12 protein-coding genes are annotated in these 12982 nt (G+C 48.5%); 5 read left to right on the top strand and 7 right to left on the bottom strand.

Annotation, left to right across the window (positions count from 1 at the left end):
- Window positions 1-8 precede the first annotated feature (8 nt).
- The 3 genes from RF679_RS11430 to waaC all read left to right on the top strand — a co-directional run bounded on the left by RF679_RS11430 (window position 9) and on the right by waaC (window position 4367).
- Window positions 9-1907, top strand: a complete 1899-nt coding sequence (locus RF679_RS11430) for a polysaccharide biosynthesis protein (RefSeq protein ID WP_309480758.1) — start codon at window positions 9-11, stop codon at window positions 1905-1907.
- 83 nt (window positions 1908-1990) lie between these two features.
- Window positions 1991-3367, top strand: coding sequence for a phosphomannomutase/phosphoglucomutase (locus RF679_RS11435; RefSeq protein WP_309480759.1), 1377 nt, complete (start codon window positions 1991-1993; stop codon window positions 3365-3367).
- A gap of 13 nt (window positions 3368-3380) precedes the next feature.
- A complete protein-coding gene (gene waaC / locus RF679_RS11440) occupies window positions 3381-4367 on the top strand; it encodes a lipopolysaccharide heptosyltransferase I (RefSeq protein WP_309480760.1) in 987 nt (328 codons plus the stop codon).
- Between the two features lie 2 nt (window positions 4368-4369).
- On the opposite strand, the gene RF679_RS11445 is transcribed toward waaC, so the two are convergent.
- The 6 genes from RF679_RS11445 to RF679_RS11470 all read right to left on the bottom strand — a co-directional run bounded on the left by RF679_RS11445 (window position 4370) and on the right by RF679_RS11470 (window position 10282).
- The gene (locus tag RF679_RS11445; protein ID WP_309480761.1) at window positions 4370-4801 is read right to left on the bottom strand and encodes a VOC family protein; all 432 of its coding nucleotides are present in this window, start codon (window positions 4799-4801) and stop codon (window positions 4370-4372) included.
- A 37-nt stretch (window positions 4802-4838) separates the two neighbouring features.
- Window positions 4839-5330, bottom strand: a complete 492-nt coding sequence (locus tag RF679_RS11450) for a porin family protein (RefSeq protein WP_309480762.1) — start codon at window positions 5328-5330, stop codon at window positions 4839-4841.
- Window positions 5331-5523: 193 nt separating this feature from the next.
- Window positions 5524-5856, bottom strand: a complete 333-nt coding sequence (gene ftsB, locus RF679_RS11455) for a cell division protein FtsB (protein ID WP_309480763.1) — start codon at window positions 5854-5856, stop codon at window positions 5524-5526.
- Window positions 5857-6012: 156 nt separating this feature from the next.
- Window positions 6013-7296, bottom strand: a complete 1284-nt coding sequence (eno, locus tag RF679_RS11460) for a phosphopyruvate hydratase (RefSeq protein WP_309480764.1) — start codon at window positions 7294-7296, stop codon at window positions 6013-6015.
- 451 nt (window positions 7297-7747) lie between these two features.
- Entirely contained in the window at window positions 7748-8602 is an 855-nt protein-coding gene (gene kdsA, locus RF679_RS11465) for a 3-deoxy-8-phosphooctulonate synthase (RefSeq protein ID WP_309480765.1), read from the bottom strand.
- Between the two features lie 27 nt (window positions 8603-8629).
- Window positions 8630-10282, bottom strand: coding sequence for a CTP synthase (locus RF679_RS11470; protein ID WP_309480766.1), 1653 nt, complete (start codon window positions 10280-10282; stop codon window positions 8630-8632).
- Window positions 10283-10716: 434 nt separating this feature from the next.
- Between RF679_RS11470 and RF679_RS11475 the strand changes: the two genes are divergently transcribed.
- On the top strand, window positions 10717-11058 hold the full coding sequence (locus RF679_RS11475) for an Mpo1-like protein (RefSeq protein ID WP_309480767.1): 342 nt from the start codon (window positions 10717-10719) through the stop codon (window positions 11056-11058).
- A 55-nt stretch (window positions 11059-11113) separates the two neighbouring features.
- Window positions 11114-11713, top strand: coding sequence for a GNAT family N-acetyltransferase (locus tag RF679_RS11480; protein WP_309480768.1), 600 nt, complete (start codon window positions 11114-11116; stop codon window positions 11711-11713).
- 179 nt (window positions 11714-11892) lie between these two features.
- Here the strand turns inward: RF679_RS11480 and RF679_RS11485 are convergent, their stop codons facing one another.
- Window positions 11893-12870 carry a lipid A-modifier LpxR family protein gene (locus RF679_RS11485; protein ID WP_309480769.1) on the bottom strand — a complete coding sequence of 326 codons (978 nt, stop codon included), beginning with the start codon at window positions 12868-12870 and terminating at the stop codon, window positions 11893-11895.
- Window positions 12871-12982 lie beyond the last annotated feature (112 nt).

Consider the following 12982-nt stretch of genomic DNA (forward strand, 5'->3'; position numbering starts at 1 on the left):
AAAAAACTATGATGCACGCCCTCGTTGCACTTCCACGCTTAACCAAACAAATCATCGCGGCACTCGTAGATGCGGTGTTCTTGCCCTTGGCTTTCGTGTTAGCCATCATGACCCGCTATGAGTCAGTCAATCTGGATTTGTTACGTCACTATGCTTACTTGATCGCCGCAGTCCCCTTGTTCTCGATCCCCATTTTCATTCGACTAGGCTTGTATCGCGCAGTGATTCGCTACATCGACCAAAAAATGATACGCGTGGTCGTGATTGGGGTGAGCTTGTCGGTGGCGGCACTCGCCTTCTTGAGCTTCATGTTGCAACTGACCGGGATTTCACGTGCGGTGTTTGTGATTTATTGGTCTGGAGCGATTTTGTATGTTGGGGCCAGCCGACTACTGGCGCGTGCCTATCTCTCCAATGTGCATCGCAATCCACACAGTACAAAAATCGCCATCTATGGCGCTGGCAAAGCCGGCGTGCAATTGGCCAACGCCCTGCACGCCAATGACGAATACGATTGCGTGGCCTTTATTGATGACAATCCTAGCCTGCAAGGCTCCTTCATTGGCGGCGTGAAGGTGTTAGCGCCAAGTCAGATTGAACAAGTCATTAAATCATTACAAATTAAAGAGATCTTATTGGCCATGCCGCAGATCTCGCGTGCCCGACAAAAGCAAATTTTAGATCAACTTGAAGTCCACAAAGTACGCATCAAAGTAACGCCTTCGATCAAGAGTTTGGTCAGTGGCGAATTGCGCGTCCAAGATATTCGCGATGTAGAGATCGAAGACTTGCTCGGACGTGATCAAGTTGAACCAGATAATCGTCTACTCGCCGCCTGCATCACTGGTCAAAATGTCCTCGTCAGTGGTGCTGGCGGATCGATCGGTTCCGAACTGTGTCGCCAAATTCTCAAGCAAGGTCCGCGTCGATTGGTGCTGTTGGAGATGTCGGAGTTTTCACTGTATAGCATCGAACAAGAACTCAGCCAAGTTGCGAAGACTCTCGCACCGGACTGTGAGATTACGCCCTTCCTCGGTTCCATTCTTGACCAAGAAAAACTCACACGTATTTTTACGAGTTTTGAAATTGACACGGTCTACCATGCCGCCGCGTATAAACACGTGCCCTTGGTCGAACACAACCCTATCGAAGGCATCCGCAATAACGTATTTGGCACCTTGCAGTTGTCACTGGCCGCGATCGATGCCAAGGTTAAACAGTTTGTTTTAATTTCCACCGACAAAGCGGTACGTCCCACCAATGTCATGGGGGCGACGAAACGCTTAGCGGAATTGGTTCTACAAGCGCATGCCCGCCGCCAAGCCAGTACGCGTTTTTGTATGGTTCGCTTTGGTAATGTGTTGGGTTCGTCGGGCTCGGTGGTCCCACTGTTCCGCAAACAAATCATGCAAGGTGGCCCCATCACTCTAACGCACAAAGAAATCACACGCTATTTCATGACGATTCCCGAAGCCGCGCAGTTGGTTTTACAGGCTGGCGCGATGGGACAAGGTGGTGATGTCTTCGTTTTAGATATGGGCGAACCAGTACGTATCATCGATTTAGCACGCCGCATGGTGCATTTATGTGGCTTAGAAGTGAAATCGCAAGAACATCCTGAGGGCACCATTGAGATTCATGAAGTGGGTCTGCGCCCCGGTGAAAAACTCTATGAAGAATTGCTGATCGGCGACAATGTCACCAGCACCTCGCATCCATTGATCATGCGCGCTCAAGAAGCTGAACTCGGCTGGCAGCAACTGCAGGCAGCATTAGTACAACTCGATACTGCGTGCCAAGCCTTCGACTATGAATTGGTGCGACAAATGATTCAAGATTTAGTACCGGAGTATCAACCCCAATGTGGCATTGAAGATTTCATTTGGCAGAAGAAACAACTGCAGTAGTCGAACCGGGCAATATACAGGCATGCCGGTACAGCGATGGACTACCGAACTAACAAGCTTTCTATTATTTTTCGAAGAATATTATGTCTCTACTTTCTAAAAGCATTTTCAAAGCCTACGACATTCGCGGCATTATCGATAAGACTTTAGACACCGACGTTGCCTATTCAATTGGTCGCGCTTTTGCGAGCGCGGCCTTAGCCAAAGGCGAAAAGACCGTCGTGATTGGCCGCGATGGCCGTCTGTCTGGTCCATCACTGGCGGCAGCGCTCGCCAAAGGTTTGCAGGATAGTGGCGTCAACGTGATCGACCTTGGCGTGGTCGCCACGCCGATGGTGTATTTTGGTACCAATATCTTGGGCGCGAGCTCGGGCATCATGGTCACCGGCAGCCACAACCCTCCTGACTACAATGGTTTCAAGATGGTGTTAGCAGGCGAAGCCATTTATGGCGATACCATCCTGGCGCTGTATGATCGTATCGTCGCCAAGGACTACGCCGAAGGCAGTGGTTCGTATACGACGCATGACATCAAAGCCGCTTATATCGAACGCATCGTCAGCGATGTCAAACTCGCTCGCCCAATAAAGATCGCTGTCGATTGCGGCAATGGTGTTGCAGGCGCTTTCGCTGGCGACTTATATCGCGCCATGGGTTGCGAAGTGATTGAACTATTCTGCGAAGTCGATGGCAATTTCCCGAATCACCATCCCGACCCAGCACATCCAGAAAACTTGCAAGACCTGATTCGCTGCTTGCAAGAGACCGATGCTGAAATTGGTTTGGCGTTTGATGGCGATGGCGATCGCCTCGGCGTGGTCACCAAAGACGGCCAGATCATTTACCCAGACCGCCAATTAATGCTATTCGCAGCCGATGTCTTGTCACGCAATGCAGGTGCGCACATTTTGTATGATGTGAAGTGCACACGCCATCTAGCACCTTGGATTAAACAGCATGGCGGTCAAGCCTTGATGTGGAAAACCGGCCACTCTTTAGTCAAAGCAAAGCTGAAAGAAACTGGTTCACCGCTCGGTGGTGAAATGAGTGGCCACGTCTTCTTTAAAGATCGCTGGTATGGTTTTGATGATGGTTTATATGCCGGTGCACGTTTGCTCGAGATCTTGAGCAAAGTCACTGACATGACCAAAACTTTGAACGATCTTCCACAATCAAGCAGCACACCTGAACTACAAGTCAAACTCAATGAAGGCGAAAACTTTGCCATCATCGCTGAAATGCAAAAGACCGCGCAATTCCCAGGCGCTACTGAAATCATCACCATCGATGGTCTGCGCGTGGAATATCCCGATGGTTTCGGCTTAGCGCGCTCTTCGAATACGACGCCTGTAATCGTGATGCGTTTTGAAGCGGAGACACCAGAGGCTTTGGCGCGTATTCAAGCGGCATTAAAAGATGCAATTCTCGCTGTCAAAGCGGATGCGGTATTGCCTTACTAAGACCGATAAGACAATGAAAATTCTTCTAATCCGCGTTTCTTCACTAGGTGATGTGCTACATAATATGCCCGTCATCGACGATATCAAAGCCCACTACCCCGATGCCGAGATTGATTGGGTGGTGGAGGAAGCTTATGTCAATTTGGTGAAGCTGCAACCCAAAGTGAGAAAAGTCATTCCTTATGCACAAAGACGGTGGCGTAAGAGTTTGGGTAAGCAAGAGACGCGCGCAGAAATTAAGCACTTCTATCGCAGCTTGCGTGAGGAAGCTTACGACCTCATCCTCGAAACACAAGGTCTGCTAAAGACCGGCATCATCATGGGCATGGCTCGTAAGTCGCCCACTGGTAAAAAAGTCGGCCTCGCCAATGGCACCGAAGGTTCGGGCTACGAAGCTTTGTCACGCATTTTTCACGATCAAAGTGTGGCGACCGATAAACGATGTCACGCGGTGCAACGCGGCCGCATTGTGGCAGCTGCAGCACTTGGGTACGAGCTCAAGACGCCGGCCAGCTTCGGCTTGCAAAAACAGGATCTGACGCCCGCTTGGATGCCACAGGGCCCCTACGTCGTATTCTTCCACGCCACCGCAGGAGAATCCAAAAAATGGGCACGCAACAACTGGATTAAGACTGCACGCGATCTGCAAGTGACGGGTCTACCGATTCTTCTACCTTGGGGCAATGACGCCGAGAAGCAAGAAGCGGAAGCGATGGCAGCGCAGATGAGCAATGCCACCGTGCTACCGAAATTATCGATGCAAGAAGCCACCGTGTTAGCGCAACGCGCCGCCTTAGTGATCGGTGTCGACACCGGTCTAGTACATATTGCAGCGGCCTACGAAACACCGACGATAGAACTATATTGCGATTCACCCCGCTGGAAAACCGAGGGGAACTGGTCACCTAAGATTATTAACTTGGGCGATAAAGGGATGCCGCCTAGCGTGGCTGAGGTGGAGATTGCATTTGAGAAGCTGCTAGGAATAACTAAGACCTAGTCTTAAGTCGCAGGTCCAATCAAATCCCACAGATTGCCATACAAGTCTTGGATCACCGCGACCCACCCGTACGGCGCCAGTTGTGGTTCACGTGCGAATCGCACCCCATTAGCCTTGTATCGTTCGACGTCGGCTTGGAAGTCATCCGTGTGTAGAAAGCCCATCACACGGCCACCGGTTTGATTGCCGACACGCGTTGATTGCAGTTCATTGCTGGCGCGCGCCAGCAAAAGTTTCGTGCTTGAAGCAGTAGCGCCGGATGGTGCGATCACCACCCAACGCTTATTTTGCTCGGGCATGAATTGGTCTTCTACCAATTCAAAACCCAAGCGACCGACATAGAAGGCAATCGCTTCATCGTAGTCTTGCACGACCAATGTAATGAGACCAATATTCTGCATTTGGCGTTGCGCTTCAGCGGCAAAGTTTGGCAATGCATGCCAAAAATTAGAACGACAATGAGAACGAGAATTAGAATTTGAACTTAAAGCTAGCGGCCACATTGCGAGCATCGCTGCTAGGCTTTTGCACTTCAAGTCTTACACTGATATTTTTGTTGAAATGATAGGCTGCACCAACACCCACCAAAATTCCTGAATCAGATTCTTTGCTGCCTGTTCCCCAATAGGAAGCTGTTGCAGACAATTTGTTATAACCGAGACGGCCATAGACGTCGAAATCTTTAACGATATTGATAGAACCTAAACCTGACAAGGAAGTTTGCTTCATATCGACGTCCACACCAAAAAAATTAAAGCTGAGCAAACGACGATGTGCGAGCTCGACAGAAAACTGTGGATTGAACTGATAACCCGCAAACGCCCCCATACTGCCGTAGTTGTCGAGGAAATTGTCAGAACGCGTATTACCGACATCAAATCCAACATACACACCTTCATCTTGAGCGAAAGCAGAACTGGAACCCAATACCAAACATGCCGCCAATAGAATCTTCTTAAACATGGTTCACCTCAAAAAATGAAAAAAATTCAAGCTACGCTGGCGATTATAACTTTGCCTGTGCTCAAAGTAATTTTTTTAACACTCATTTTGATATCGTTCGTCGGCTCGACTCAAACAAGATTGATTTTGCAAGAGATAGCTAGTGTCTCAAGCCAACTGTGGGTGACAAAACGTAGTAGAGCTGGCGATGAGCTCAATTCTTATTGATTGGGGTCGCTTTAGTGGGTGTTTGGGACTTCGCTTCAATCTTACTTCCTGGCTCTAGAATCTGTACGAAAATTTCGTCTTTCTTGACCATGCCCAATTCGAAACGGGCACGTTCTTCAACTGCTTCCGTACCGTTCTTTAGATCTTCAACTTCAGATTCAAGCTTAGCATTGCGCTGCTTTAACTCTTCATTCTTACTGTGTGCGACCGCAACCTGTTTATCTAACTCAGAAACGCGTAACCATCCGCCCTTCCCCAACCAAAGTGGGAACTGGATCAAAATGACTAGGGCTAACAGAATGAGGGTAATTAAACGCATTCACACAACTCTGATAAGACTGCACAACGACAAAACAACAACCAAACAGAACCTAAGCGAAAGGTATCGCCCACCATCGATCTCTGTCAAGAAAAACAGGTATGTGCTCCAATGCGGAAGCAAGCATACCTGTTCAATACAGCGAATCGACTGAGCTTATTTCAAGTTATAGAATGCGTCGCGACCTGGGTAACTAGCGATTTCGCCCAAATCTTCTTCAATGCGCAAGAGTTGGTTGTACTTCGCCATACGATCAGAACGAGACATGGAACCTGTTTTGATCTGCAAAGCATTGGTGCCCACTGCGATATCCGCAATCGTGCTGTCTTCTGTTTCGCCAGAGCGATGTGAGATCACGGCTGTGTAACCAGCGCGTTTCGCCATTTCAATCGCGGCAAAAGTTTCAGTCAAGGTACCGATTTGGTTAATCTTGATCAAGATGGAATTAGCGATACCTTTTTGGATACCTTCCTTCAAAATCTTCGTATTGGTCACGAACAAGTCGTCACCAACGATCTGTACTTTCTTGCCCAAACGTTCAGTCAAGATCGCCCAACCTTCCCAATCGCCTTCAGCCATGCCGTCTTCGATAGAGATGATTGGGTACTTGTCGCACCATGTCGCCAACAAGTTCGTGAAATCAGAAGAAGATAAAGTCAAACCTTCACCTTCGAGGTGGTACTTACCATCTTTGTAGAATTCACTTGCTGCGCAATCCAACCCGAGGGCGATTTGTGTGCCTGGTGTGTAACCTGCAGTCTCGATCGCTTGAATAATCAACTTGATCGCTTCTTCGTGGTTTTCTACGGAAGGAGCAAAACCGCCTTCATCACCCACCGCTGTCGTCAAGCCTTTGTCATGCAAGATTTTCTTCAAGCTGTGGAAGACTTCGGCGCCATAACGAATCGCTTCACGGAAGCTTGGTGCGCCAACCGGAATGATCATGAACTCTTGCAAGTCCAAGTTATTGTCTGCGTGTGCACCACCGTTGATGACGTTCATCATTGGCACTGGCAATTGCATTGCGCCAGAACCGCCGAAATAACGGTACAGTGGCAAGCCCGCTTCTTCAGCTGCCGCTTTTGCGACTGCCATCGACACGGCCAACATCGCATTCGCACCCAAGCGGCTCTTGTTTTCAGTGCCGTCCAAGTCGATCAAAGTGCGATCCAAGAAAGCTTGTTCATTCGCATCCAAACCCATAATCGCTTCAGCGATTTCAGTATTGATGTGTTCACAGGCTTTCAACACGCCCTTGCCCATGTAACGTGACTTATCACCATCACGCAATTCGATTGCTTCGCGTGAACCAGTCGATGCGCCAGATGGTACCGCTGCACGGCCCATCACGCCGGATTCCAATAACACGTCGCATTCCACAGTTGGATTGCCGCGTGAATCAATCACTTCACGACCGATAATATCAACGATAGCACTCATTCAAAATCTCCTAAGCATTCAAAATACAATCAAAATAAAAAGGCTCAAAACAGAGCTAACTCGTGGTGCACGACAAGCACAAGTGTTCGGGTACGAACTTGTCACATCGCGGCAAAATATTGATGTTCTCAATCGTTTGCTTTTACTCTCAGCTTCAACACACGCTTATGGTTTTGAAGCGATTTTTGCAGTCCACAATTCACCAAGATTTGGTGATGAAATTTCTTGTTCATTTAAGGACGAAAATCGTCCTTCAATTCTTATTCCCTACCGTTCAAGGCGAGGGAACATTGCCGACTCGTAGGGTCGCTATAACCCGACTAGCTCGAGTACTCAATTGTTTGGCGGCGCGGGTTGCACCCGCCCTACAATTTTCTATCCCCGACTTGTTCAGCACATCCACAAAAAAATTTGCCCCGCAATGCGATGAAGCTGTGCGAGGCATTTTTTCTTAGTTAAAACTTGATTCTAAAAATCCGTTTTTCTTGACCACGCGATCAAGATCCATCAAGGTCGCCAGCAACTCTTTCATACGTCCCAATGGAACCGCGTTCGGGCCATCTGACATGGCTTGCGCTGGATTTGGATGCGTTTCCATAAACAAGCCCGAGATACCAACGGCCACCGCTGCGCGCGCCAAGACAGGCACGAATTCACGTTGACCACCAGAAGAAGTACCCTGACCGCCTGGCAACTGCACTGAATGCGTCGCATCAAATACGACTGGGCAATTAGTCTCGCGCATGATGGCCAAGGAACGCATATCTGACACTAGATTGTTATAGCCAAAGGACACACCGCGCTCACAAGCCATGAAATTATCTTCTGGCAAACCTGCTTGTTTGGCTGCGTGACGCGCCTTAGCGATCACATTGATCATATCGTGCGGCGCCAAAAATTGGCCTTTCTTGATATTGACCGGCTTACCAGACTGCGCACAAGCTTGAATGAAATCGGTTTGACGGCACAAGAACGCCGGTGTTTGCAACACATCGACCACTGCAGCAACTGGCTTGATTTCATCGATTTCATGAATATCAGTCAGCACTGGCACGTTCAATTGTTTTTTCACATCGGCCAAAATTTCCAAACCTCTTTCCATGCCTAAGCCACGGAAAGAGGTGCCGGAGGAACGGTTGGCTTTATCAAACGAAGACTTATAAATGAAAGGAATCCCCAACTCTGTGGTGATTTCTTTCAAGGCGCCTGCTGTGTCCAAAGCCATTTGATGGGACTCGATCACACATGGTCCAGCGATCAAGAAAAATGGCTGATCTAGTCCAACGTCAAAACCGCATAATTTCATATCTTTATCCTTCCGACGTCGTCGAATTTAAGCTTGCTCAGTTTTGCCGAGCTTGGCGCGTTTATGTGCAATCGCCGCTTTCGCATAGGCGGTAAACAAAGGATGTCCATCGCGCGGTGTCGATTTAAATTCTGGGTGGTATTGCACGCCCAAGTAGAATGGATGCACATCCTTAGGCAATTCGATAATTTCGCACAAGTCTTCGGTTGGCGTACGAGCAGAAACCACCAAGCCCGCATCTTCAACGCGTTTCAGATAATGGTTATTCGCTTCGTAGCGATGGCGATGACGTTCAGTCACGACGTTGCCATAAATGTCTGCCGCCAAAGTATTGGCTTGAATCGCGCAAGTCTGCGCACCCAAACGCATCGTACCGCCGAGATCCGAGTTCTCATCGCGCACTTCGACTTTGCCGTCATGGCTTTGCCATTCGTTGATCAACGCAACCACGGGTTGTTCTGTTTCCAAATCGAACTCGGTCGAATTCGCTTTACTCAAACCAGCTTTGTTACGTGCATATTCGATCAAGGCGACTTGCATACCGAGGCAGATGCCGAGGTAAGGAATCTTATTTTCACGGGCATAACGCGCTGCCAAGATCTTACCTTCGACACCACGCTTACCGAAACCGCCTGGCACCAAAATCGCATCGTATTTTTCCAATGATTTGGTACCGTTTGCTTCGATTTCTTCAGAGTCGACGTACTCGATATTGACGCGGCTTTCTGTATGAATGCCAGCGTGACGCAGGGCTTCCGTCAAAGACTTATAAGACTCCGTCAAATCAACATATTTGCCGACCATGCCGATCGTGACTTCTTCTTTTGGATTTTCCAAAGCATAGATCAACTTATCCCACATGCTGAGATCAGCTGGTTTTGGTGAGATGCCCAAAGTCTCGCACACGATGCGATCCAAACCTTGGTCATGCAACATTTGTGGAATCTTGTAAATGGTGTCGGCATCCCACACCGAGATCACACCTTCTTCTGCCACATTGGAGAACAAGGAAATCTTGGCGCGTTCATCATCAGGAATACGACGGTCAGCGCGGCACAGCAATGCATCAGGGAAGATACCGATTTCGCGCAATTTTTGTACGCTGTGCTGAGTCGGCTTGGTTTTCAATTCGCCTGCAGAAGCCAAGTAAGGCACCAAAGTCAAATGCACGAAAGCAGCAGACTTTTTGCCGCCACGCAAACTCAATTGACGTGCTGCTTCCAAGAACGGCAAGGATTCGATATCACCCACCGTACCACCAATCTCCACCAAAGCCACGTCAAAACCAGCGGCACCGCGATGGATAAATTCTTGAATTTCATTGGTGATGTGTGGAATAACTTGAACTGTTTTACCCAAGTATTCGCCACGACGCTCTTTACGAATCACGGATTCATAAATCTGGCCAGTCGTGAAGTTATTCACTTTTTTCATCTTGGCTGAGATGAAACGCTCATAGTGCCCCAAGTCCAAGTCGGTCTCAGCGCCGTCATCTGTGACGAACACTTCACCGTGTTGGAACGGACTCATGGTACCCGGATCCACGTTGATGTACGGATCGAGTTTGAGCATAGTAACTTTGAGACCACGCGATTCAAGGATCGCAGCGAGAGAGGCAGCGGCAATGCCCTTGCCAAGTGAGGAGACGACGCCCCCGGTAACGAATACGAACTTAGTCATTGCAGAAGGTGCGCTAAGGCACAAGCGGGAAATTCGAATTATACCTCATTCGCTCCGATGAAGAAATACGCGGATGAGATTTTTTAATGTCAAATCATTACTTTTCTTATTGATTTACCAGACAATCGAAGGCCATCAGCGTAAGTGCATTGAGAGCGCAATAAAAACTCAATTTAGAGAAAATAAAACAATGGCAATAAATCAAACCACGCGAGCGAATTCAAGACAAGCGCATCGAGTCATGCGATTTTACGCAGCAATTTAGAAGTATTGATCGACAATAAAAGCCGCATTCATATCGACAGCACCAGGCTTTTCAGTAACACTCGCAGTTTGGTAAAGAAACACTACAGGCGATCACACCATCAGTCTGCAAGTAGGATTAAGCAGACGATCAACCGTACCTAAGACTGACGCTTTCGATAGCAAAAACCATGTTCAAACTTATTCAATGGCAATGGCGCGAATATCAAGACTTTCATGCCAACAAAAGCAACTTACTAATTCATATCTTTGCAGTGCCCGCTAATTTGGCGGCACAAATTTCGGCCGCATGGGCCGCCCTTCACGCAAATTGGCTTATCCTCGCGCTGAGCCTAGTGATGGTCGCTGCCTCCATCGCCGTGCAGGGAATCGGTCACAAAAAAGAGCGTAATCCATCGATTCCTTTTTCAAGTCCGTGGAACGCCCTTTCGCGCTTAATGGTAGAACAGTGGATCAACTTTCCGCGCTATGTTCTCAGCGGCGCTTGGTGGCGTGCGTGGAAGCAAGCTTGATCCATAGGTGTTCCCACGATGTTGACCGTCTCCCATTTTGCCAAAGTTCGATAAGATGAACTTCACCAGTCAGCTCTTCACGCCAGGTGTGCAGGCCTTACTCGAACCTGCACTGTTTGCTGACACGAAGTTCCCGAACATCGATCATCCACACATCTTTTTGCGCCCAATTGAAAAGGATGATTTCAGTACTTGGTTTGCCTACTTGAGCTTGCCTGTAGTCCAACAGCACATCAGTTGGCGCCCCAGGAGCTCGCAAGACTTACAAGAATTCATCAGCAACCATCGTTGGAACACATCGAACCAACAATTTAAGTTTGCGATTGCCGACAAAGATCATGGCAAGCTATTGGGCACCATTGGGTTTCACAGTCTTTCGACGGCGCAAAGAAGCGTAGAAATCGCCTATGATCTACACCCACAATTCTGGGGCAAAGGCATCATGCGTTTTTGCTGCGACGCCCTATCAAACTGGGCACTTCGCGAGGCGAAACTGAATCGCTTACAAGCCACTGTTCTTGAGCACAACCAAGCCTCGCTCAAAGTCTTGCAGAATTGCGGCTTTCAGACCGAGGGCCTACTCCGCAATTACAAAGTTGTTGATGGCATTTCACGCCACTATTGGATGTTATCGCGCATCGCTGGCGACAAATAAGAATTGGCGACGCGATCACCAAAATAAGGCTCAAATTCTCGCAGTGGGCTGCGGGCTGGCGGCTGTGAAATCAAGAGTCGAGACAATTCAGAATCGGGTAGTGTAATGATGTGCAGCGCTTGAAAAAGAGCAAACTTGCCCCTCACTTTTTCAAGCGCAAAGGGAAACAGGCCTCTACCTCAGTAACGTCGTCCAATCTGAATCTTCGCAAAATTCTGTGCACCGTCGGCATTTTTCATTTGCTCAATCTCATTGCCGCGTCGAATAATTGATGCCCAGAATTGCCATTGCCCCCATTGATATTGATAGGCTAATTCGGCTTCAGGCACAAAGCGTTTTGGGCTGACCGCTAAATCTTGCTGACGAAAATATGCGCCTTGAATGGTGGCGTTGTAGGCGACCAAGCGACCGCCCAAACGCGCTTGTATAAAACTAGCAGATTCGCTTGGCAAAGCGTTAAGCACGCCCCAACGCCACACCAGATCTGCGCCCGCATCAGTAAAAATATTCCCCAATCGGACCGCAGCGCGAAGCTGTAAGTCACTGTCTTTCGAAAGGTTCAAACGCGGATAAGCATAAGCAAACTTTGAAACGACTCCCCATTCCTGCTTCAATTCCGTACTCCAAGCTTGAGGCAGAGGTTGATTCAACAGGCGATGCAAATGGGTTTGTGTCCACTCACCACCGGCGCAAGGTCCAAAGCAACCGAATTCGAGTCCAAAGCTATAAGCCTCACCACTCCTTGTCGTCTGGTCTTTCTGTAGGCCCAGATACAACCAACCGGCATAAGGATGATCGTATTTTGACAGTTGCTGCGGTTTGAGTTTGATGTCAGATGCGGTGTACAGATCTTGGCCAATTGTCCAACTATAGGTCGTCAACACACCGTCGCGCAATAAACTTGTTCGTTGCAATAAGTGATTACCGCTGGTGTAAAAACCGTCGTCTCGCTTCAACAGCAAACTGTCATTTTCAACATCGAGCACAAATGACTTCTGCCCCTTGTTTTGCACTTCTTGATAATCCGAAAGCGTAAAAGATAAACTCAAGCCCTGCTGTTGTGCTTGAGCTTGCACGGAAGGAGACGCGATGGCCATCCCAAGTGCCATCAATGGAAGTACTGTAAGGCGAGTATTGAACTGAGGTTTGAAAGACATAGAAATCCCACCAATCGAAAAGATGGCAATCTTGAAAAGCATTGCATGCTGCTGAGGCCTCGCACAGAAACGGTGCTAGTGATGAGGCGTGATTATCATCATTTTACCCTAG

Origin of the sequence: Undibacterium cyanobacteriorum, assembly GCF_031326225.1 — a bacterium.
GTDB lineage: Bacteria > Pseudomonadota > Gammaproteobacteria > Burkholderiales > Burkholderiaceae_D > Undibacterium > Undibacterium cyanobacteriorum.

What these genes read in the sequence shown, in the direction of transcription:
- RF679_RS11435 (WP_309480759.1), top strand. Translation starts at nt 1,991, where the DNA reads ATGTCTCTACTTTCTAAAAGCATTTTCAAAGCCTACGACATTCGCGGC.
- kdsA (WP_309480765.1), bottom strand. Translation starts at nt 8,602, where the DNA reads ATGAAATTATGCGGTTTTGACGTTGGACTAGATCAGCCATTTTTCTTG.
- RF679_RS11480 (WP_309480768.1), top strand. Translation starts at nt 11,114, where the DNA reads ATGAACTTCACCAGTCAGCTCTTCACGCCAGGTGTGCAGGCCTTACTC.
- RF679_RS11450 (WP_309480762.1), bottom strand. Translation starts at nt 5,330, where the DNA reads ATGTTTAAGAAGATTCTATTGGCGGCATGTTTGGTATTGGGTTCCAGT.
- waaC (WP_309480760.1), top strand. Translation starts at nt 3,381, where the DNA reads ATGAAAATTCTTCTAATCCGCGTTTCTTCACTAGGTGATGTGCTACAT.
- RF679_RS11430 (WP_309480758.1), top strand. Translation starts at nt 9, where the DNA reads ATGATGCACGCCCTCGTTGCACTTCCACGCTTAACCAAACAAATCATC.
- ftsB (WP_309480763.1), bottom strand. Translation starts at nt 5,856, where the DNA reads ATGCGTTTAATTACCCTCATTCTGTTAGCCCTAGTCATTTTGATCCAG.
- RF679_RS11470 (WP_309480766.1), bottom strand. Translation starts at nt 10,282, where the DNA reads ATGACTAAGTTCGTATTCGTTACCGGGGGCGTCGTCTCCTCACTTGGC.
- RF679_RS11475 (WP_309480767.1), top strand. Translation starts at nt 10,717, where the DNA reads ATGTTCAAACTTATTCAATGGCAATGGCGCGAATATCAAGACTTTCAT.
- eno (WP_309480764.1), bottom strand. Translation starts at nt 7,296, where the DNA reads ATGAGTGCTATCGTTGATATTATCGGTCGTGAAGTGATTGATTCACGC.
- RF679_RS11485 (WP_309480769.1), bottom strand. Translation starts at nt 12,870, where the DNA reads ATGTCTTTCAAACCTCAGTTCAATACTCGCCTTACAGTACTTCCATTG.